A 19,851-nucleotide genomic window follows, 5' to 3' on the forward strand; every position below is an offset into this window, starting at 1 on the left:
GTCCGGGATGGCAGCCTCATCTATTTTTCGGATCAATCTATCTTACTTGAAGACGGCGTTTGGATTGTCGAGGCTCTGGGACCCCTCAAGCTCGATCTTGCCGAGGTCGAGGGCGGCAATCACGCGTTCGATCGTCTTAGTCTGGTCGAGAAGCCCGTCGATGGCGGCCTGCACCACGGCGTTACCCTCCTTGTTGCCTTCGCCAATCATCTGGTCGTAGGCCTCAACGGTCTGGGCGCGCTTTTCCATCGCGTGCATGGCATCGAGCGTCTTGTTGAGCTTCGCTTTCATCTCGTCGTCCAGCTTCTTGTCACTGGCGGCAACGAGTTCGGAGAGTGAAGGTCCGGTCATCTTGGTGCCGTCGGCGCGGGTGTATTCGCCGGTATAGGCCGAAGCGATGCCGATCGCGTCGTTGAGATGAGAATTATAGGTGTTGTCGGAGAAGCAATCATGCTCTTCTTCCGGATCGTGCAGCAGCAGGCCAAGCTTCATGCGCTCGCCCGCAAGCTCGCCATAGGACAGCGACCCCATACCGGTGAGGATTGCGGACAAGCCCTTCTTGGGATCGGCTTCGACATTCTTCGCGGCTTCGCCGTCCGGTGCCCAGTTCGCGGCCATTTCCTTCAGGTCGGAGACCAGCAGGGTCGAAGCGGCTTTCAGATAATCGGCGCGGCGGTCGCAATTGCCGCCCGTGCAGTTCTTCGTGTCGTAGTCAGTATAGGGGCGGTTGCCCGCTCCCGGGCCGGTGCCGTTCAAATCCTGACCCCACAGCAGAAACTCGATCGCGTGATAGCCCGTGGTGACGTTGGCTTCCACTTCGCCAGCTTCTGCAAGGCTTCGGATCAGTTCGGGCGTGATCTTGGATGCATCGACCACTTCCCCGCCAACGGTCAGTTTCTTGTTGGCGATGATGTTGGCCGTGTAGAGTTCGTTCTCGTCGCTCTCCGTGCCGTAGGAACTATCGACATAGTCGATCAGGCCTTCATCCAGCGGCCATGCATTGACCTTGCCTTCCCACTCATCAACGATCGGGTTGCCGAAGCGATAGACTTCAGACTGCTGGTAGGGAACACGCGCCTTGATCCATGCTTCGCGGGCAGCTTTCAGCGTTGCGTCACTCGGCGCCGCAATCAGCGCGTCGATCGCCTTGTCCAGCGCTTGTGCGGTGGTCAGTGAATCCTGATACTTCGCCTCAGCCAACTCGGCATAATGCTTGACCACGGCGGCGGGATCGGTCGCTGCTCTTGCGGGCGCCGCGGTGAAGGCTGACGATGCAGCGAAAAGCGCCATGCTGGCGCTTAGAACGGTTTTGCGAAACATGCTCTCTCCTGTCCAGCACTGCGGTAACGAGGCTGTGAAGGCGAGTTCTGAACCAATCATAAACTGGTGTCAAATATTCTAGTTTAGAAGCTTTCCAACAAACGGACTGACACGGTCTTATCGCCTTGCAGCAGCGTTTATATGAGGAAATCCTTTCTAGCCCTTGCGGGTCATGGCGCAGAAGAAGAAGCCATCCGTATCCGTCGTCGCTGGCGTCAGAGTTACCGTTTCACCATCTGCAGAATGGGGCTTGGTCGCGGCAGGTCCAAAGGTCTTTGTCCACCGGTCAAGTGCCGACGTGATGGAGAATTCCGGGTTTTCAGCGCAGAAGCGACGAACCTGACGTTCGTTTTCTTCCGGCAGCACGGAGCAGGTCACATAGAGAAGTTCACCACCCGGACGCACAAAGGCCTTTGCCTGATCCAGAGCTTCGGCCTGTTGACCGACGCGCTCTTCAAGATTGCGTTGCGTGATGCGCCATTTTGTGTCGGGCCGCCTGCGCCATGTGCCGGTGCCCGTGCACGGTGCATCTACGAGAACGCGGTCGAACTTGTCGCGGAACGCGTTCAGTCCCGCCGGCCTGTCATGCACCTGGACGTTTCGCGTGCCGGCACGTTTCAGACGCTCGATGATCGGCGCCAGGCGTTTTCTATCCGCGTCGAAGGCGTGAACCTGGCCCTTGTTGTTCATGGACGCGGCCATGGCCAGCGTCTTGCCGCCGCCGCCGGCGCAATAATCAAGAATCTGCTCACCTTCCGTGGCACCCGCCAGATCGGCAACGATCTGCGAGCCTTCGTCCTGCACCTCGAACCAACCCTTCTGGAAGGAAAGCTCGGCTGTGACGTTTGGCAGGCGCGACGGACCTTCGCCCGCTGGAATGCGTATACCTTGACGCGCGATGCGGGTTGCGACCGCGCCGGTCTCTTCCAGCGCCTTGAGCACCTTATCTCGGTTCGCCTTCAGCGTATTGGCGCGAAGATCGAGTGTCGGGCGTTCATTCAGTGCTTTTGCCTGGCGAAGCCAGTCGTCTGCAAATGCCGCTTCAAGCGATGGCTGAACCCATTCCGGAATATCGCCCTGAATGTACAGAGGCGCGTCGGCCAGCGAGCGGCTTTTCAGTGCGTTGATTGAATCTTCGGAAAGAGGCGGGGGTGCGAACTTATCGCCATCGAACTCTTGCGCCAGTTGCTCCGGCGTTTTGCCCCATTGGCGCAGCATGACGGCGTAGCCCAGCGCCGTGGCGCTATCGTCATCCATCAACCATGCGTGGGACAGTTTCATGCGAAGGGCATCGTAGACGATGTTGCCGATGGCGGCCCTGTCGCCGGAACCAGCGAAACGATGCGCCAGTCCCCAGTCCTTCAGTGCGTCGGCGACGGGGCGTCTGCGCGCCTCGATATCTGCCAACACTTCGATTGCTCCGGCCAAACGCCCGCCCAAACGCATTGTCTACCTCATTTTGTGATGCCCAGTTGGTAGACGCGAATGGCGGCGAGGGCAAGGCTTAGGCTGGAATTCCCGAACAAGCACTTCGGAAATCAAAGCATGGTTCACGTTAAGCGTTTAAACGGCCTCGCGAGAACGACATGCGGCAAAACAAGTCTTACTTGGCGGCAACGATCTCGTAGCAGACTTTGGCGGTACCGGAGCTAACCATGCCGAGGTTCTTGGCTGCAGCCTTGGACAGGTCGAGAACACGACCCTTGATGAACGGGCCACGGTCATTGATGCGAACGACAACGGCTTTGCCATTGCGGGCATTGGTCACCTTGACCTTGGTGCCGAACCGCAAGGAGCGATGCGCTGCGGTCAGATTGGAAGGATTCATCCTTTCGCCGGAAGCAGTCTTGGAAGTGAGAGCATACCAAGATGCGCCGCCGCAACCATTTGCGGCAATGGCTTGAAGAGGAGCGATAAAACAGCAGGCGGCAATAGTTGCTGCCGCGATAGTCATGCGTCGGATAGTCGTCAAACTGTGCTTCCCTGATACTCGGCCCCGCGCCGAATGAATTGCGGAGAGTTTAGGGACGCGGAAAAATGGCAAAAACTTGCCTTCTTCCAATCACGAACTGTTACAGACTGTAACATTCGTGATCGGCAGCGTGAAAGTCAATTTTAGATAGCCGTCTATGGTTTCGGAAAAATTTCTTTAGAATCAAACCACAAGCGCAAAAGGATTGCGGCACCAGCTTACGAGTCACGACTTCACAAAAGTCGAGTGAAATAATTTTCTAAAAGCTGAAAAAATCCCCTAAATTTGCACATTAATAAAAGGTTAAAGACAAATTTGACGATGATAAACATTCTCAAAACGCCACTTGGATGGATTTTTCACCCTTTGAAGATGAACGTTCATTCATCTTTCCAGGTGCCGCTTTCCCACAATTGGCGCAGCGATCCGCGGTAATCGGGGTAGCGAAACGAAAAGCCCATTTGGCGGAGCTTGCCGTTGGAGACCCTTTTGTTCTCGCCATAGAAGGACCGGGCCATGGGGCTCAGCTCCGCGGTCTCGAAGGATTGTTCGGGAGGAGGTTCGATCGCCATCAACTCCGCGGCGAACGTTACGACATCTTGCGGCGGCGCCGGCTCGTCGTCCGTCACGTTGAAGATGCCGTCGGCGTTGTGCGACACAAGGAAAGCGCTCACTGCCCCGATGTCCTCGACGCGGATGCGATTGAACACCTGATCCCGCTTGATCAGGCGCCGGGCAGTCCCCTTTTCCAGGTTCATGAAGCCGTTGCGGCCCGGTCCATAAATGCCCGACAGACGCAGAATACAGAGCGGCACCGAGGCGTCGTTCGCCGCTTTGATCCACGCCTGCTCTGCCTCCACGCGCTCCAGCGAGCGCGCCGAAACGGGCTTGCAAGGCGTCTGCTCATCGACCCATGCGCCATCGTGATTGCCGTAAACGCCGACGGTGGAAAGATAGGCAGCCCATTTCAGCTGCGGCATGAGCGATTGCAGATCCCCACCGCACAGTCGCAACAATGGATCGCCCGTCTTGCCGGGAGCAATCGATTGGACGAGATGGGTGACGGTCGAGAGTGCCGCGCGCAAATCGTCATTGAGCATTTCGCCATCGAAGATGAAGGGGGTGATGCCGAGCGATTGCAGCTTGTCGGCCTGGTCTGCGCTTCGCGTGGTACCGCACACCTGGTCCATGCTGTCCTGAAGACTTTTGGCGATTGCTTTGCCGGAATATCCGGCACCGAAAATCATCAGCTGCGACATCTATGCTCCTGCGATACGCCACTCTTCCTGCACATCCGAATCGTCTTCGGTCGTGTGCGCCGCAGCGTAAGCATGGAAGCTATGGCTGTCCATCAACTGTGAGAGTGCCCAGACGGCCATGCCGCGCACCTCCGGTGATGCATCACTTGTCAGACGCTTGCACTGTTCGACCAAGCGTTGATCCTTTGAATTGCCGGCCGCGATCAGAACGTTGCGTATGAAACGATTGCGACCAATCCGCTTGACTGGCGATCCGCTGAAGAAGGTTCGGAATGCAGCGTCATCGAGCCCAAGAAGAAAGTCGATGGAGGGTTCCTTGAGATCGTCTCGCGCCTGCAACTTCATTTCCGATGCGCTGGCGGCGAACTTGTTCCAGGGACACGCAGCCAGGCAATCGTCGCAGCCATAGATGCGGTTGCCGATCATCGGTCTGAATTCGTGCGGTATCGGCCCTTTATGCTCAATTGTCAGATAGGAAATGCAGCGTCGCGCATCGAGCTTATAGGGCGCCGGAAAGGCGTTGGTCGGGCATGCGTCCAGGCAGGCGCGACAGGAGCCGCAATGATCTCTCTCAGCCTCATCGAGACAGAGTTCGGCCGTGGTGAACATGCTGCCGAGAAAGAGCCATGAGCCGAAAGAGCGGCTGACGAGATTGGTGTGCTTGCCCTGCCAGCCAAGACCGGCAGCGGCAGCCAGCGGCTTTTCCATGACTGGCGCGGTATCGACAAAGACTTTCACGTCTTCTCCGGCACGCGCCGCAAAGCGTGTTGCGATCTCCTTCAGCCGTCCTTTGATGACGTCATGATAATCGCGGTTCCGGGCGTAAACGGAGATTGCGGCCTTGTCCGGCTTTTCGAGGATTGTGCGCGGGTCTTCATCCGGTCCGTAATTCAGTCCGAACATCACGATCGAGCGGACATCACCCCACAGGGTCTTGGGGGAGGCCCGGCGCTCCTGCGTTTCCGCCATCCAGCCCATGGTGCCGTGGAAGCCGCTATCGAGAAATTCACGCAATCGCTCCGGCGCCTGCGGAACAGCGTCCGGCGAGGTGATCCGACAGAGGTCGAAGCCAAGCGCCGTTGCTTCCGCTTTGACGAAATTCGTCAGCTTGCGGGCGCGCAGCTCCTGCTTCTGCAAGACCGTGTCGATTGCTTTTCTCCTGCGACGCCAGCCGGCACCGCGCCGACTGAGACGCTACATATAATGCGTGGTGACAGGATTAGAAATCGAGATCGGCATAATGGGAAGAGGGTGCCAGACGCGGCACGCGTTCGGCCAGCAGCGGACGGAAGGACGGGCGCGACTTAACCCGCTGGTACCATTCCTTGGCAATCGGCGCTTCCAGCCAGTTTATCTCCCCGAGATAGTCAAGAATGGAGACCGATGCTGCGGCCGCGAGATCAGCATAGCTCAAGCGATCACCGGCGATCCAGGTGCGCGAACCCGCAAGCCATTCGAGATATTTCATATGCTGGCGAATGTTCGACCGGGCGGTCCGCAGAAGTTTCGAGTCCGGCGGGCCGCCACCTTGGGCAGCCGTCATCTGCAATTTGTAGACACGCTCGCGCACCAAGGGCTTGGTGACGTCGTTTTCCATCTTCTGAAGAAACCACTCGGTCAGACGACGGATTTCAGCGCGTTGAAACGGTTCTTCCGCCAAAAGACGACGATCGCGCTTCAGCACGCCATGCGCCTCATCCAGAAACTCCGCCAGTACATAAGGCCCACAGAGCGAGCGCATATTGTCGTCGAGATAGACGGGCAAGGTACCGGCAGGATTGAGCGCTAGAAATTCCCGCCTCTTTTCCCAAGGCTGCTCCTCGACAAGATCGATCTGGAAGCCATATTCGGCAAGGATCAGCCGGACGAACCGTGATGCTGTCGACATGGAGGAATGATAAAGAGTTGGCATTTGCGCTCAGAGTTTGTGTTTCTTGCGGTTGCTTATCTGTGGTGGAAAAAAGCTCAAAGTGCGGCTTCGGCATGAAATAATAGACGAAGTTTTTTTAACGTAACTTTAATGCTGCGTTGCACCACAGCATGGGCGCGAAAATCGGGACCGATTTTCGGAAAACGCAATGGGTAGGCTCGGATAAGATGGAGTGTCCCTTGTGCATGCAAGGATGCACGACACACTTTCTCTTTCGTGACGGCCTTGGCGGCTAAAATAAAAAAGCGCCCTGGATTTTCCCTCCGGGCGCTTAGCCTTTTCACGCAACGGCCGTCAGGGCCATCGACCTCACTGCGCAGAGATGGAGCTCGTTGCGCATGGGTCAACCCCATAGGCAGGAGAGCAACCGGTCTTGCCCGCGGCAACCGTGCCCGGAGCCATGAACGAACCTGCCAGAACAACCAACGCCGCACACGCAAAAAAGAGTGCGATAGACCTGCCCATTTCTCATTGCCTTTCAAAATTAAAATACGAGCGGTCACGCCGCTGCTTGGTTGTTCGATGGAGGATGTGTCGTGATTGTGGCGTTTACCAATAACTGACGTTGCTGAACACCGGGTTAATGTGAAGACTTTTCCACCGTTGCCCTTGCGCCACGCTTGCGGCATTCCCCACGCGTTTCCGCGACATTCCCACCCCTTGAACGTCGCGACGAATTCGCCGCCGAACGCTCGTTGGGGTCATAACGGGTGGAGTAATCTTTGGTTGCAGCGTGTTTTGAAAAAACCGCAGGCATCGTAGCGCAGTCGCAATCGACTTCATCAAAGCACGCGGCGCGTCAACTCAGAGAGTTGAAGCGCCGTTCGTGCTGAGAAGAGGAAGAGTTGTGCTTTAAGCGGCTTTTCCCGCATTGCTGAACTGGCCGTGCGGGCGGTAGCTGACCAGATAGGACGACAGCACCGAGGTGATGCGAACGGGGGTGATCCCCATACCTTCCAACGTCAGACCCGCCTTCTCAGCCTCAGCCGATACCACATTGTCATTCTTCAAAAGGGCAATCTGGTCGGAGGTAAAGGGAGGCTTGATCAGCGGAATGAGGGACGCCACCGAACCCATCAACGAGGCAATGCCGAACGGCAGGTTGACCATCGGGCGTTCGCGGTAGGTTGCTTCCAGTACCGCCTCGAGACATTGACGGAAGGTCAGAACGTCCTGGCCGCCAAGCTCATAGGTGGCGCCGGGCTTCAGCTGACCGTCGACGCTGCGGGCGACGGCTTCTGCGACATCTTCGACATAGACGGGCTGGAACTTCGTCTTTCCACCACCGATCAATGGCAGAAAGGGAAGCGTGCGGGCCATGCCGGCAAACTTGTTGAAGAAGTCGTCCTCAGGGCCGAAGACGATGGATGGGCGCAGAACGATGGCGTCTGGCAGAATGGAGCGGATCGCGGCTTCTGCGCGGCCCTTGGTGCGGGCATATCCAATCGAAGAATTTGCATCGGCGCCGATTGCCGAAATATGGGTCAGCGTCGCGCCTGCCGCTTTCGCCGCTTCAGCGACGGCGCGCGCACCAAACTCCTGCACGGCGTCAAAGGTGTTGCGGCCATTTTCGAACAGCAGCCCGACGCAATTGACGACGTGATCGGCATCTTCAACAGCACGGACGATCGAGTCCTTGTAGCGCAAGTTCGCCTGGGCAAAGGAGATTTGGCCGACATTACCGAGCGGCTGCAGGAAGCCTGCAAGATCCGGGCGGCGCACCGCAACGCGGATGCGATAGCCGCGCTTTGCGAGCGTGCGAACCACATGCCGCCCGACAAAGCCCGAGCCGCCAAAAACGGTGACGAGAGGAGGAAGGTTGGCCAAGGGCATGGGACGGCTCCTGCGAAGCGTTAATGGATATATTCTGGTGTCTTAGCCGAAAGCTCGGCGCACGGGAAGAGAGAACAGTATGAAGCAGAACGGCGACTGACAGAGCCGTCCAGTGCTATTCAAATTCCCTCGACGACAACCATTTCCGCATCGGCCACTTCCTGGCGAATTTTAGCTGCGGCCTGATACTCTTCGGAGTTATAGCAATCGACAGCGTGCTGCATCGAAGGGAACTCGATGATGACGTTGCGGGCGCGTGCCTGGCCCTCCAGCTCCGTGAATGCACCGCCGCGAGCGATGAACTTTGCCCCGTAGCGTTCGAAAGCCGGCTTGGCTGTCGCGACATAATCCTTGTAGCGCTCGGCATCGCGAACATCCACGCGGGCGATCCAATAGGCTTTGGTCATGGCTTTCGTCCTTATCGATTGGCTGGGAAGCTGGCGCGCAGCATTTCGTCCAGAATGGCGCGTGCCGCAGCCTTCGGGTCTGCCGCTTTGACGATGGGGCGGCCAACGACCAGATGGCTCGAACCGCCCTGAATGGCGTCGAAAGGTGTGACGACGCGCTTCTGGTCTCCGGCGTCTGCTCCGGTCGGGCGAATGCCGGGGGTGACCACCGCCATGTCGAGTCCAAGGATGTCGCGGACGGCTGAGGATTCTTCAGCCGAGCAGACAATGCCGCCCATGCCCGCTTCTCTTGCCTGTTCGGCGCGCTTGAGAACCAGCGACCGCGCGTCACCTTGGTATCCTGCCTCCACCAGATCGGCATCGTCCATCGAGGTCAAAACCGTGACGCCGAGAAGCGTAAGATCCGATCCCTTGGCCGCAGCAACGGCAGCACGCATAGCCTTTGGATAAGCGTGCAGGGTCAGCATCGACATGCCCATCTTGGCGATGTTTTCCACGCCGGAGGCAACGGTGTTGTCGATATCCAAGAGCTTCATGTCGAGGAAGATTTTCTTGCCGCTCTGGGCGAGCTCGCGGGCGAACTCCAGCCCACCGGCGAAGACCAGCTGATAACCGATCTTGTAGAAGATGACATCGTCGCCAATGGCAGTGACGATCGCCTCGGCCTCCTTGACGGTTGGAACATCCAGGCCAACGATCAGGCGCTCGTTCGTGGTCATCATCTTCACCCCTGCCAATTTTCGATGGGCGTCCAGTCGCATGTCACTTTCCGGTCCGCAAGATCGAATCTGAAAAGATTGCCACCGCCGGGCGGCTGGTCGGTGCTGCGGCGGATGACATCGTGGCTGAGGTGACATTTGAGAAGAGTTCCGACCGCGCCATGACCGATGACGGCAATGGGCTGGCTGGGATCGTGGGCGGCGAGTATGGTTTCGACCGATTTTACAATGCGAGCCTGTGCGTCGGCTGCGGTCTCCCAGCCTTTGTAGCTTGCATGCGGGTGGGCGAAGAACCAGTCAGCGGCCTTTTCGAAGAGGTCAGGCGGAAGAAAGCCGGTCGCGCTGCGGTCGTTCTCGTGCATGTCCTCAACAGTTTCAACCTCAAGACCGCTGGCGCGAGCAAGATATTGCGCCGTTTCGATCGCTTTCGTCTCGGTGCTGCTGACGATACGGCGCAAGTTGCGAGCCCAGGGCTGCGAAAACGCCCTTCTGGCTCTTTCTGCCCCTATATCCGATAGTCCCCATTCGGGAACGGGAACCTTCGGATCGATGCGAACCTGCGGATGGGTTATGTAGAGAGCGTACATCCCCAAAGATTAGACTAGGTGCGGGTATAGGTCCACAGCTGGGCGGGCGGAATGTTGCGCACAACAAAGTCGAAATGGCGGATGTGATAGAGGTGCGGCTGCGCCACGATTGGCGAGACCGGGCCATAGGAAATCTGAACGACGGGACGGCCGTGCGGGACGCGGTTCAGCAGCTCATCCAGCAACTTTATTCTCGCTGCCATCGGAAAATTCAGCATGGGAACGGCGGAAATGACGCAGTCGAACATCTGGTCCTTCTGCTCGCCCAGCGTCTTATCCAGATCGAAGGCGTCGCCATTGATGAAGTTCACGCCAGGATAGCTGCGCAGAAGCTGCTGATAGAAATCCGTCGAATATTCGATCGCCGTCACCTGATCGGGCCGGAGACCGCGGCCGAGGATGGCTTTGGTGATGACGCCGGTTCCGGGTCCGAGTTCAAGAACGGGAAGGCCTGAATGAGGGTTGATGACGCTTGCCATCCGCCGCGCGGTGATGCCGGATGTGGGAACGATCGCGCCGACTTTTTTCGGCTGATTGACCATCCCCTTGAAGAAGCGAATTTCTTCTTCGAATTTTCGGCCGAAGCGTTCTTTCAGGCTCAGTCCCATTTTTTGTCCCCTTATTTGTCGTCAAACACCATTTGTTGAAACTGTGGCGACATCTTGTCTCGTATGGCGCAAATCAAAAGCAAAATGTCGCAAGTGAAAAAACTTATCGCAATGCTGGAGCCAAAAAAAGCCGGAGGAAAATTCCGCCGGCTTTGTTCCAAGATTGTTGTTTTACACGCGCATCGGCATCAGCACGTAGAGCGCATCATCCCCCGCTGTATCACGTACCAGCGTCGGCGAGCCTGCGTCGGCCAGCAGGAAGATCGCATCTTCGCCGGACAATTGCGCCGTGATGTCGAGGAGATATTTGGCGTTGAAGCCGATCTCCATCGGATCGTTCTCATAGCCAACAGCCACTTCTTCCGTTGCACTTCCCGAATCTGGGTTGTTGACGGTCAGCGTCAATTGTCCGTCGGTCAAGGCAAGCTTGACGGCGCGCCCGCGTTCCGAGGAAATGGTGGACACGCGGTCCACGGCCTTGGCAAAGCTGCTGCAATCGACGCGCATTTCCTTGTCGTTGCCGGTCGGGATGACGCGCTGATAGTCCGGGAAGGTGCCGTCGATGAGCTTCGAGGTCATGACGATGTCGCCGATGGTCAGACGGATCTTGGCGTCGGACACTTCGACAGCGACTTCCAGCTCGGGATTGTCGACGAGCTTCTGCAATTCGCCAACCGTCTTGCGCGGAATGATGATGCCCGGCATGCCCTCGGAACCGGATGGCGCGTCGACATCGGCGCGTGCCAGGCGGTGGCCGTCTGTCGCAACTGCACGCAGCTTCAAATCGCCGCCGCTTTCGATCGTGTGGAAGAAGATGCCGTTGAGGTAATAGCGGGTTTCTTCGGTGGAGATGGCGAACTGCGTGCGATCGATCAGCATCTTGAGATCGGTGGCCTTCAGCTTGAAGCTGTGGCTGAAGGTGCCAGCGGTCAGGTCAGGGAAATCCGTTTCCGGCAGGCACTGCAGCGAGAACTTGGAGCGCCCGGACGCCACCGTCATCGACGAACCGTCGGGATTGGTCGCGAGTAGCACTTCCGACCCGTCCGGCAGCTTGCGGACGATTTCATAAAGCAGATGGGCCGGCACGGTCGTCGCACCCGCCTGTTCCACCATGGCCGGTGTCGCTTCTGTCACTTCCAGATCGAGGTCGGTCGCCTTCATGTCCAGATTGGCGCCGGATGCGCGCAGCAGAATATTCGACAGGATCGGAATAGTGTTGCGCCGTTCGACCACGCGATGCACGTGGTTCAGCGACTTCAAAAGGTTGGACCGCTCAAGAGTAATACGCATGGACGCTACCGCTTTCAACCGTTGCGATCCGGCGGTGCCGGATCGGCAAGATAGTCTTTCCCGGCCTGATGCCGGATAATGGGACAGGCAAAATGGCAGAGTTATCGTGTGAAATGCAAGAGGCCAGCATACGCTAGCCGTTGCTATTCCCCGCTAACGTGCGTGATCCACAGATAAGAGTGACATCTTGCGCTTGTTCAGCCGCGTCCGATTGCCCATAAGTGCTTCCTTGGAATGGCAAAATAGATTGGACTGACCCGTGACAGACGAAACCAACCACGACCAGACGGAGACGTCTTCGGGCAAGAGCTTTCGCATCGCGGGCGTTTCGGTTCCGGCACGTCCGCTCGAGAATGCCCTCTATCTTGTGGCCACCCCCATCGGCAATCTGGGCGACATCACATTGCGCGCGCTCGAAACGCTAAGCTCCGCCGATGTTCTGGCCTGCGAGGATACGCGCGTCACCCGCATCCTTCTGGAGCGCTACGGCATTCGCAATCGCCCCTATGCCTATCATGAGCATAATGCCCAGGAGGTAGGGCCGAGATTGGTTGCTGCTCTGGAGGCGGGCAAGTCGGTGGCACTCGTTTCCGATGCAGGCACGCCGCTCGTGTCCGATCCCGGTTATCGGCTTGGCCAGCTGGCGCTGGACGCGGGCTATCGCGTCGTGCCCATTCCAGGCGCCTCCGCACCGCTTGCCGCACTCGTCGGATCGGGCATGCCAAGCGACGCCTTCCTGTTTGCAGGGTTCCTGCCGGTAAAAGATCGTGGCAAGCGCGATCGCTTTGCCGAGCTTTCGAAAATCCCCGCAACGCTCATCTTTTTCGAATCCCCCCACCGCATCGGCGCATCCGTGCGCGTCGCCGCAGAGGTGCTTGGGCGCGAGCGTCGCGCGGTCGTCTGCCGTGAGCTGACAAAGACTTTCGAGGAGTTCCGTCGCGGGACGTTGGGCGAGCTTGCGGAATATTACGACGAAGACCGCACGGTGAAGGGTGAGATTGTGCTTCTCGTGGAGCCGCCATCCTATGATGACATCCCCGATATTGAGGATGTCGAAAAGCTGTTGAAGGATTTGGTCTCCACCATGCCGGCGGCCAAGGCGGCTGCCGAGGCGGCGAAGCTTACCGGCTTGCCACGCAAGGAACTCTATCAGCGACTGCTCGACATGAAGGGCAGCCATGGCGGCTGATGCGCGGCATGTGAAAAGACGCCGTGCGGAAAAACGCGGCCATGCTGCCGAATACTGGGCGGCGCTTTATCTCATGCTGAAGGGCTATCGCATCCTGGCGCTGCGCTATCGCACGCCGCTTGGCGAGATCGATCTCATTGCCCGGCGCAAGGACGTTGTCGCCTTTATCGAGGTGAAGGCCCGTCGATCGGAAAACGGCGCGGTTGATGCTGTCAGCCTTCAATCCCAACGGCGTATTCGCGCCTCTGCCGATCTCTGGCTGGCACGACGTAAAGATGCGCATCTGTTGTCTTTGCGTTTTGACATCGTCGCTGTCTTGCCGCGGCGTCTGCCAGTCCATTTCATCGATGCTTTTTGAGGACGATTTGATGTCGAGCGAACGTGAAAAAATGGCTGCTGGCGAATGGTATTGCTGTCTCGATGACGAGTTGGACGCGCTTCGGGTCAAAGCGCGTTTTGCCGTTCATCAGCACAATATACTGCCGCCGGACGAGCGTGGATCGATTGGCCCGCTGCTTGGCAAGCTTCTAAAATCGGCCGCGGGAAGCGCTTTCATCGAAGCGCCGTTCCATTGCAGCTACGGCCTCAATATCAGCCTGGGGGAAAGGGTCTATCTCAATGCAGGCTGCACCATCCTCGACTCCGGCACCGTCGAGATTGGTGCGGGCTCCATGCTCGGCCCTGGCGTTCACATCTATTGTGCCGATCACCATCGCGACATCACATTGCGCGGACAGGGGATCGAAAGGGCACGGTCGGTAGTGATCGGCAAGGATGTCTGGGTCGGCGGCGGCGCCATCATACTGCCGGGCGTGACGATTGGCGATGGAGCCATCGTCGGTGCCGGTTCGGTGGTGACGAAGAGCGTCGCGCCAGGTGACATCGTCGTCGGCAACCCGGCGCGCTCGACGGGACATAAATGATCTACCTGCGATTGCCCGGCGCGATCGGCCTGCAATTTCGAAGCTTCTCACGTAACAAATCTGACATGAAACTGTAAAATCCCCGTCACGGAACGTCCCTATTCGCATCCTCACCCAACAAGGGCGGTAGAGGATCGAAAGATGATCAAGAAAATTTCCATGGCCGTGATGGCCTTCAGCGTTTCCGCAACATCTTCCATGGCGGCAACCAACATCACCTTCTGGCATGGCATGGGCGGCCGCAATGGCGAAGTCATCAATGAGGTCGCGCAGAAGTTCAACGCCGCGCAGAGCGCATGTTCGTTGACGCCGGTTTCCAAGGGTTCTTACGAAGAAGCGCTGGCAAGCGGCATCGCCGCGTTCCGCTCCGGCGAGCAGCCGAACATTCTCCAGGTCTTCGATGCCGGTGCCGCCACCATCATCAACGCCAAGGGCGCTGTGATCCCGGCGGAAGATATCATCACCAAGGCCGGCTACACGTTCGATCGCGAAGCCTTTATTCCTGGCGTTCGCTACTTCTACGCTGCAGCTGATGGCAAGTTCGTTGGCATGCCGTTCAACTCCTCCGCTCCGATCATGTATATCAACACCGACGCCCTGAAGAAGGCCGGTGTCGAAGCGCCCAAGACCTGGGAAGAGTTTGAGACAATCGCGCCGAAGCTGAAGGAAGCCGGTTTCATCCCGCTCGTTCAGTCGCAGCTGACCTGGCAATTCACCGAGAACTTCTTCTCGCGTAACAACGTCCAGTTCGCCACCAACAACAACGGTTATGACAGCGTCGTCGACACCAAGCTCAAGGTCACCGACCCGAACCTCATCATGATGTTCGAAAAGCTGAAGTCCTGGAAGGATCAGGGCTACTTCGCCTATTACGGTGCCGGCTGGAACGACAACCAGAAGCCATTCGAAGAAAACAAGGTCGCTCTCTGGATCGGTTCTTCGGGTTCCTTCGGCGGTCTGCAGAAGACGGCGCAGATGCCATTCTCGGCAACTTTCCTGCCATACTGGGGCGCAATCAAGGGCGCTGGTACCAACTCCTTCATCGGCGGCGCAGCCCTGTTTGCCATGTCCGGCAAGCCTGAGCCTGAAAACAAGTGCGTAGCGGACTTCTTCCAGTTCCTCACCTCGCCTGAGATCCAGAAGTTCTACCATGAAGCAACCGGCTACGTGGCCATCACCAAGGCAGCCTACGAGCTGGCGAAGAAGGAAGGCTACTACGAGAAGCAGCCTGTTGCTGAAGTCGGCATCAAGCAGCTGTCGCTGCCAGGCGGCGAATGGTCCAAGGGTTACCGTCTCGGCTTCTACCCACAGATCCGCGCCATCATGGAACGTGAATATGGCCGCATCTTCTCCGGCGAAGTGTCCGTAAAGGACGCCTTCAATATCATTGAGAAGGAAGGCAACGACCTTCTGGCTCGTTTCGCCAAGACCGCTGGCTGATCATACCGTCACCCTATCGAAGGACCTCTCCTCTTAATCGAGGGGAGGTCCGTTCCAATTGCAAGGCGCTTCCGAGGCTCCGTCATCCTCGCCTCCAAGGCAGGGCATGACGCACAGCACACAAGCAGCGCTCTCTCAAAATTCAGGGACCGAGGTCTTCACAAGACGTCTGGTCCATAACCAAGGAAGGTTTGCGGACGTGACCTACGTTCCCTCCCAACCGAGTGCCACACAGGTTCTTCCCGGTCTTGCCGCGAAAGCGAAGAAGCCTGTCGTGGCGACAGAGACGGCCAAGCGCGTCCAGTTTTCCCCTTCGCTGCTGCCCTATCTCTTTCTCGCGCCCCAACTCCTGGTCATTTTCATTTTCTTCTACTGGCCGTCGGTCCAAGCGGTCCAGTCCTCCTTCTATATCGAGGACCCCTTCGGCTTCGGCTCGACCTTCGTCGGCTTTTCGAATTACTCAGATGCGCTTTTTAGCGTCGAATATCTGAGCATCGCCAAGTTTACAGGCATATTCACCATCCTCGTCACGGTGTTTTCTCTGGCCATAGGGCTGCTGCTGGCCGTGAAGGCCGACGCGGTCATCCGCGGTTCTTCGGCCTACAAGACGCTGCTGATCTCCGTCTATGCAATCGCGCCGCCGGTTGCGGGCCTGATCGGAATGATGTTCTTCGACCAGCATATCGGTCCCTTCGTCAAGATCGCCGGCTTCTTCGGCTGGCACATGCAGGTGGGCGTCAGTTACTTCGACACGGCTTTCGCCATGGTCTTCGTCTCCGTCTGGAAGCAGATCCCGTATAATTTCATCTTCTTCCTGTCGGGCCTGCAGAGTGTGCCGGTCTCGGTGCGCGAGGCGGCCTATCTTGATTGCCGGTCCGGCTTTCGCCGGTTCTGGACCGTCATCATGCCGCTTCTGGCGCCGACCGCTTTCTTTCTACTGATCATCAACGTCACCTATGCCCTGTTCGATACCTTCGGCATCATCGACGTGATGGTGAAGGACAAGGCGGCCAACAATCCGATCACGCTGGTCTACAAGGTGTTCCTCGATGGTTTCCGTGGAAACGATATCGGCGGCTCCTCGGCGCAATCCGTCATTCTGATGGTCGTGGTCTTCGTGCTGACCGTTATGCAGTTCCGCTTTCTCGAAAAACGCATCCATTACGGTTGAGGTGTTGACCCATGTATAAGACAAAGCCTCTCGACCATCTGGTGCTGATCATCGGCTCGCTGTTTCTGGTCCTGCCGGTCATCGTTGCCTTCATGACCTCGACGCACACCGCAGCCGAAATCCACATGAATGGATTGGCGCTGACGCCAGGCAACAATTTCATCGCGACCTATGAGAAGGTGCTGACACAAAAGGGTGGCTTCACCGGCCAGGTGACCGGCTTCAGCATGGTGATGAACTCGCTGATCCTCGGCATCGGCTTTGCCGTCGGCAAGATCGTGCTGTCGATGATGGCGGCATACGCCATCGTCTACTTCCGCTTTCGCTTCGCGACGCTCGCCTTCTGGATCATTTTCACCACGCTGCTATTGCCACTCGAAGTGCGCATCATGCCGTCCTACGAGGTGATGAGCAAATTGGGGCTTTTGAACTCCTATACTGGCCTCATCGTCCCGCTTCTCGCCTCTGCCACAGGCACCTTCTATTTCCGCCAGTTCTTCAAATCGGTGCCGGACGAATTGCTGGAGGCGGCGCGCATCGATGGCGCGGGCCCGATCAAATTCTTCATCGATGTGTTGATCCCGCTGTCGCGCACCATGGTGGCAGCGATCTTCATCATCATGTTCGTCTATGGCTGGAACCAGTATCTCTGGCCCATGCTGATGACCAATGATGAGAGCTTCTTCACGCTGATGCGCGGCATCAAGTCGATCCTGCAGGTCTGGGTCGGTTCGCAACTTCCCGATTATAACGAGGCTTTCGCGCTTGCGGTTCTCGCCATGCTGCCCCCGGTGATGATCGTCATCATCTTCCAGAGCTGGTTCATCAAGGGCCTCACCGAAAGCGATAAGTAAAGGATACCGACAATGGCCGAGATCGAAATCAGTCAGGTCTGCAAGGATTACTCCAACGGCATGCGCGCCGTTCATGATGTGGATATCTCCATTAAGGATGGAGAGTTCATCGTGCTCGTCGGCCCGTCCGGCTGTGGCAAGTCCACGCTTCTGCGCATGGTTGCTGGCCTGGAGGAAATCTCAGAAGGCACCGTCAGCATCGGCAATCGCATCGTCAATGATGTGGAGCCTGCCGAGCGCGACATCGCGATGGTGTTTCAGAATTACGCGCTTTACCCACATATGTCGGTACGCGAAAATCTCGAATATGGTCTGAAGAACCGCAAGACGCCAAAGGCGGAGATCGATGCGCGTGTGGCCGAGGCCGCACGCATGCTGCAGCTCGAGCCCTATCTGGAGCGCAAACCACGGGCGCTTTCCGGTGGTCAGCGCCAGCGCGTTGCCATGGGCCGTGCCATTGTGCGCAAGCCCGCGGCCTTCCTCTTCGACGAGCCGTTGTCCAACCTTGATGCCAAGCTGCGCGTCTCGATGCGCGGGGAAATCAAACGGCTGCAACGCCGCCTTGGCACCACCTCCATCTATGTCACGCATGACCAGTTGGAAGCGATGACGCTGGCGGATCGTCTCGTGGTGTTGAATGCGGGACGCATCGAACAGATCGGCGCGCCGCTCGATGTCTACCACACGCCCGCCTCCACCTTTGTGGCAAGCTTCATCGGTTCTCCTGCCATGAACCTCCTATCTGGCGAACTGCATGGTGATCGTCTGGCGATCGGTCCTGCTGTCTTGTCGCTGAAAGGTGTTGCGCCGACCTCCGGCCCGGTGACGGTCGGCATACGGGCGGAAGATTTGCGCATTGCAAATGGTGATGAGCCAGCCTTGCCGTTCCGTCTCGATTATGTCGAGGAACTCGGCTCGCAGCGACTGGTGCACGGCGTCGTTGGCGATCAGCCGCTGACGGTGTCGCTTTCCGCCGAACTGGAGCTTCCGGAAATCTTCGCGCTCACCATCAATCCCGGCAGACTGCATTTCTTCGACAAGGAGACCGGCAAGCGGATCGATGTCAGGCTCAATGAGCAGAGTGCGCAGCCGCAAGTCGAACGGGCAAGCGTCTGATCAACAGTGAGGAAGCCGGAGTGCGCGATGCGCCCCGGCTTCATTTTTGTCCATTGACTCCATTATAAGATCGAATATTCTCTTATCATGGAAAATCAAATTGACCCGCTTGAACCGGTAATCGCCGCAAGGCTCAAGCTTCTGCGAGAGCAAAGTGGACTAACGCTCGATGGACTTGCGACGGCGTCCGGCGTGAGCCGCGCCATGATATCCCGCATCGAAAGAGGCGAGGCGAGCCCTACGGCATCATTGCTTGCGCGCATCTGCGCCGCACTCGGCCTGTCTCTGTCGCAGTTTTTCGCCGAGGGCGAGGCGCCGCCATCACCGCTGGTAAAACGAAGCGATCAGCCGACGTGGAAAGATCCAGAAACCGGTTATGTTCGCCGCGCCATCTCGCCGCCCCGTACGGGCTCGGATGTCGACATCGTCGAAGTTTCGTTGCCCGCATCCGCGTGCGTCAGCTTCCCGCCCCACCCGGCCAGCAAGGGCATGACCCAATATGTCTGGCTGTTCGAGGGCGCACTCCACATGACGCTTGGAGAGCAGACCTACCGGCTAGAGCCGGGTGACTGTCTCTTCATGCCCGTTGGGGAGGGCCACATTTTTCACAATCCGTCCGATAGTCCCGCTCGCTATGCCGTCGTGCTGGACCAGAGAAAGCGCATATGATGGAAGAGAACATTATAAACATCCGGCTTTTAGACCGCCAGGAGACACTGGATGCGCTGCCGGATCTTTGCGACGTCCTGTCGGACTGTGTCAATGGCGGAGCCTCGGTTGGCTTCATGTTGCCCTTCGGGCCAGACGACGCATACAGCTTCTGGCAGGATGTTGCAGAAGCGGTAGGCCGTGGCACCACACTCCATGCAGTGGCGGAACGCGATGGCAAAGTGGTTGGCACGGTTCAGGTGGGTCTTGCCACCAAGCCCAACCAGCCTCACCGGGGCGACGTGATGAAGCTGCTGATCCATCGAACAGCGCGCGGTCTCGGTCTGTCACGCCGGCTGATGGCGCATGTGGAAGCTGAGGCGGCAAGCCTTGGTCGGACGCTTCTCGTGCTGGATACGGCAACAGGCAGCGAGGCCGAAGCCATCTATCCGCGCTTCGGGTGGCAACGCGCCGGCGTCATCCCGGATTTCGCGCTCTTCCCCGATGGGCGTTACTGCGACACGACCTTCTTCTACAAACGCATAGGTCCGGCCGAATGACCGGACCTGTTGTAGAAGGCATGCT

At 57.9% G+C, this 19,851-nt stretch carries 22 protein-coding genes; 9 read left to right on the plus strand and 13 right to left on the minus strand.

The window, feature by feature from the left end; all coding sequences use genetic code 11:
• Window positions 1–42: 42 nt before the first annotated feature.
• The 13 genes from AC07U5_RS17540 to dnaN all read right to left on the minus strand — a co-directional run bounded on the left by AC07U5_RS17540 (window position 43) and on the right by dnaN (window position 11,925).
• Window positions 43–1,320: an imelysin family protein gene (locus tag AC07U5_RS17540; protein ID WP_494723777.1), complete on the minus strand. Its 1,278-nt coding sequence runs from the start codon at window positions 1,318–1,320 to the stop codon at window positions 43–45.
• A gap of 156 nt (window positions 1,321–1,476) precedes the next feature.
• A complete protein-coding gene (locus AC07U5_RS17545) occupies window positions 1,477–2,766 on the minus strand; it encodes an RsmB/NOP family class I SAM-dependent RNA methyltransferase (RefSeq protein WP_494723778.1) in 1,290 nt (429 codons plus the stop codon).
• Window positions 2,767–2,923: 157 nt separating this feature from the next.
• Window positions 2,924–3,292, minus strand: a complete 369-nt coding sequence (locus tag AC07U5_RS17550) for a septal ring lytic transglycosylase RlpA family protein (protein WP_494723779.1) — start codon at window positions 3,290–3,292, stop codon at window positions 2,924–2,926.
• A gap of 380 nt (window positions 3,293–3,672) precedes the next feature.
• Complete coding sequence (locus AC07U5_RS17555; RefSeq protein ID WP_494723780.1) at window positions 3,673–4,551, minus strand: SDR family oxidoreductase; 879 nt, start codon at window positions 4,549–4,551, stop codon at window positions 3,673–3,675.
• Window positions 4,552–5,688 carry a tRNA epoxyqueuosine(34) reductase QueG gene (gene queG, locus AC07U5_RS17560; RefSeq protein WP_494723781.1) on the minus strand — a complete coding sequence of 379 codons (1,137 nt, stop codon included), beginning with the start codon at window positions 5,686–5,688 and terminating at the stop codon, window positions 4,552–4,554.
• Window positions 5,689–5,770: 82 nt separating this feature from the next.
• Window positions 5,771–6,463 carry a glutathione S-transferase family protein gene (locus AC07U5_RS17565; RefSeq protein ID WP_062423668.1) on the minus strand — a complete coding sequence of 231 codons (693 nt, stop codon included), beginning with the start codon at window positions 6,461–6,463 and terminating at the stop codon, window positions 5,771–5,773.
• Window positions 6,464–6,516: 53 nt separating this feature from the next.
• On the minus strand, window positions 6,517–7,110 hold the full coding sequence (locus AC07U5_RS17570; protein WP_494724302.1) for a hypothetical protein: 594 nt from the start codon (window positions 7,108–7,110) through the stop codon (window positions 6,517–6,519).
• Between the two features lie 223 nt (window positions 7,111–7,333).
• A complete protein-coding gene (locus AC07U5_RS17575) occupies window positions 7,334–8,314 on the minus strand; it encodes a complex I NDUFA9 subunit family protein (protein WP_313590680.1) in 981 nt (326 codons plus the stop codon).
• Between the two features lie 119 nt (window positions 8,315–8,433).
• Window positions 8,434–8,721, minus strand: coding sequence for a DUF1330 domain-containing protein (locus tag AC07U5_RS17580; RefSeq protein WP_062423671.1), 288 nt, complete (start codon window positions 8,719–8,721; stop codon window positions 8,434–8,436).
• A gap of 11 nt (window positions 8,722–8,732) precedes the next feature.
• On the minus strand, window positions 8,733–9,440 hold the full coding sequence (gene pyrF / locus AC07U5_RS17585; RefSeq protein ID WP_494724269.1) for an orotidine-5'-phosphate decarboxylase: 708 nt from the start codon (window positions 9,438–9,440) through the stop codon (window positions 8,733–8,735).
• Between the two features lie 5 nt (window positions 9,441–9,445).
• Complete coding sequence (locus AC07U5_RS17590; RefSeq protein ID WP_494723782.1) at window positions 9,446–10,027, minus strand: histidine phosphatase family protein; 582 nt, start codon at window positions 10,025–10,027, stop codon at window positions 9,446–9,448.
• A gap of 14 nt (window positions 10,028–10,041) precedes the next feature.
• The gene (gene pmtA, locus AC07U5_RS17595; protein WP_062423673.1) at window positions 10,042–10,635 is read right to left on the minus strand and encodes a phospholipid N-methyltransferase PmtA; all 594 of its coding nucleotides are present in this window, start codon (window positions 10,633–10,635) and stop codon (window positions 10,042–10,044) included.
• 171 nt (window positions 10,636–10,806) lie between these two features.
• Window positions 10,807–11,925 (minus strand): DNA polymerase III subunit beta, encoded by a 1,119-nt coding sequence (dnaN, locus tag AC07U5_RS17600; RefSeq protein WP_062423674.1) that lies wholly within the window; start codon window positions 11,923–11,925, stop codon window positions 10,807–10,809.
• A 259-nt stretch (window positions 11,926–12,184) separates the two neighbouring features.
• Between dnaN and rsmI the strand changes: the two genes are divergently transcribed.
• From rsmI to AC07U5_RS17645, 9 genes are all read left to right on the plus strand, one after another.
• Window positions 12,185–13,114, plus strand: coding sequence for a 16S rRNA (cytidine(1402)-2'-O)-methyltransferase (gene rsmI / locus AC07U5_RS17605; RefSeq protein ID WP_494723783.1), 930 nt, complete (start codon window positions 12,185–12,187; stop codon window positions 13,112–13,114).
• Window positions 13,104–13,472 (plus strand): YraN family protein, encoded by a 369-nt coding sequence (locus AC07U5_RS17610; protein ID WP_494723784.1) that lies wholly within the window; start codon window positions 13,104–13,106, stop codon window positions 13,470–13,472. Before rsmI ends, AC07U5_RS17610 begins: the two co-directional genes overlap by 11 nt.
• Window positions 13,473–13,479: 7 nt before the next feature.
• A complete protein-coding gene (locus AC07U5_RS17615) occupies window positions 13,480–14,037 on the plus strand; it encodes a sugar O-acetyltransferase (RefSeq protein ID WP_494723785.1) in 558 nt (185 codons plus the stop codon).
• A gap of 141 nt (window positions 14,038–14,178) precedes the next feature.
• Window positions 14,179–15,477: an extracellular solute-binding protein gene (locus AC07U5_RS17620; RefSeq protein WP_494723786.1), complete on the plus strand. Its 1,299-nt coding sequence runs from the start codon at window positions 14,179–14,181 to the stop codon at window positions 15,475–15,477.
• 199 nt (window positions 15,478–15,676) lie between these two features.
• Complete coding sequence (locus tag AC07U5_RS17625; RefSeq protein WP_494723787.1) at window positions 15,677–16,648, plus strand: ABC transporter permease; 972 nt, start codon at window positions 15,677–15,679, stop codon at window positions 16,646–16,648.
• Window positions 16,649–16,659: 11 nt separating this feature from the next.
• Window positions 16,660–17,502: a sn-glycerol-3-phosphate ABC transporter permease UgpE gene (gene ugpE, locus AC07U5_RS17630; protein ID WP_494723788.1), complete on the plus strand. Its 843-nt coding sequence runs from the start codon at window positions 16,660–16,662 to the stop codon at window positions 17,500–17,502.
• 12 nt (window positions 17,503–17,514) lie between these two features.
• Window positions 17,515–18,618, plus strand: a complete 1,104-nt coding sequence (locus AC07U5_RS17635) for a sn-glycerol-3-phosphate import ATP-binding protein UgpC (protein ID WP_494723789.1) — start codon at window positions 17,515–17,517, stop codon at window positions 18,616–18,618.
• Window positions 18,619–18,705: 87 nt separating this feature from the next.
• On the plus strand, window positions 18,706–19,287 hold the full coding sequence (locus AC07U5_RS17640; protein WP_494723790.1) for a helix-turn-helix domain-containing protein: 582 nt from the start codon (window positions 18,706–18,708) through the stop codon (window positions 19,285–19,287).
• Between the two features lie 11 nt (window positions 19,288–19,298).
• Window positions 19,299–19,826: a GNAT family N-acetyltransferase gene (locus tag AC07U5_RS17645; protein ID WP_494724270.1), complete on the plus strand. Its 528-nt coding sequence runs from the start codon at window positions 19,299–19,301 to the stop codon at window positions 19,824–19,826.
• Window positions 19,827–19,851: the final 25 nt, after the last annotated feature.

The sequence above is a fragment of the Agrobacterium sp. GW821-FHT02D03 genome (genome assembly GCF_059421725.1).

Excerpts from the sequence above, each read along its gene's own strand:
- AC07U5_RS17540 (WP_494723777.1), bottom strand. The coding sequence starts at position 1,320 with ATGTTTCGCAAAACCGTTCTAAGCGCCAGCATGGCGCTTTTCGCTGCA.
- AC07U5_RS17545 (WP_494723778.1), bottom strand. The coding sequence starts at position 2,766 with ATGCGTTTGGGCGGGCGTTTGGCCGGAGCAATCGAAGTGTTGGCAGAT.
- AC07U5_RS17555 (WP_494723780.1), bottom strand. The coding sequence starts at position 4,551 with ATGTCGCAGCTGATGATTTTCGGTGCCGGATATTCCGGCAAAGCAATC.
- AC07U5_RS17565 (WP_062423668.1), bottom strand. The coding sequence starts at position 6,463 with ATGCCAACTCTTTATCATTCCTCCATGTCGACAGCATCACGGTTCGTC.
- AC07U5_RS17570 (WP_494724302.1), bottom strand. The coding sequence starts at position 7,110 with ATGCCGCAAGCGTGGCGCAAGGGCAACGGTGGAAAAGTCTTCACATTA.
- AC07U5_RS17575 (WP_313590680.1), bottom strand. The coding sequence starts at position 8,314 with ATGCCCTTGGCCAACCTTCCTCCTCTCGTCACCGTTTTTGGCGGCTCG.
- AC07U5_RS17580 (WP_062423671.1), bottom strand. The coding sequence starts at position 8,721 with ATGACCAAAGCCTATTGGATCGCCCGCGTGGATGTTCGCGATGCCGAG.
- pyrF (WP_494724269.1), bottom strand. The coding sequence starts at position 9,440 with ATGACCACGAACGAGCGCCTGATCGTTGGCCTGGATGTTCCAACCGTC.
- AC07U5_RS17590 (WP_494723782.1), bottom strand. The coding sequence starts at position 10,027 with ATGTACGCTCTCTACATAACCCATCCGCAGGTTCGCATCGATCCGAAG.
- pmtA (WP_062423673.1), bottom strand. The coding sequence starts at position 10,635 with ATGGGACTGAGCCTGAAAGAACGCTTCGGCCGAAAATTCGAAGAAGAA.
- dnaN (WP_062423674.1), bottom strand. The coding sequence starts at position 11,925 with ATGCGTATTACTCTTGAGCGGTCCAACCTTTTGAAGTCGCTGAACCAC.
- AC07U5_RS17610 (WP_494723784.1), top strand. The coding sequence starts at position 13,104 with ATGGCGGCTGATGCGCGGCATGTGAAAAGACGCCGTGCGGAAAAACGC.
- AC07U5_RS17620 (WP_494723786.1), top strand. The coding sequence starts at position 14,179 with ATGATCAAGAAAATTTCCATGGCCGTGATGGCCTTCAGCGTTTCCGCA.
- ugpE (WP_494723788.1), top strand. The coding sequence starts at position 16,660 with ATGTATAAGACAAAGCCTCTCGACCATCTGGTGCTGATCATCGGCTCG.
- AC07U5_RS17635 (WP_494723789.1), top strand. The coding sequence starts at position 17,515 with ATGGCCGAGATCGAAATCAGTCAGGTCTGCAAGGATTACTCCAACGGC.
- AC07U5_RS17640 (WP_494723790.1), top strand. The coding sequence starts at position 18,706 with ATGGAAAATCAAATTGACCCGCTTGAACCGGTAATCGCCGCAAGGCTC.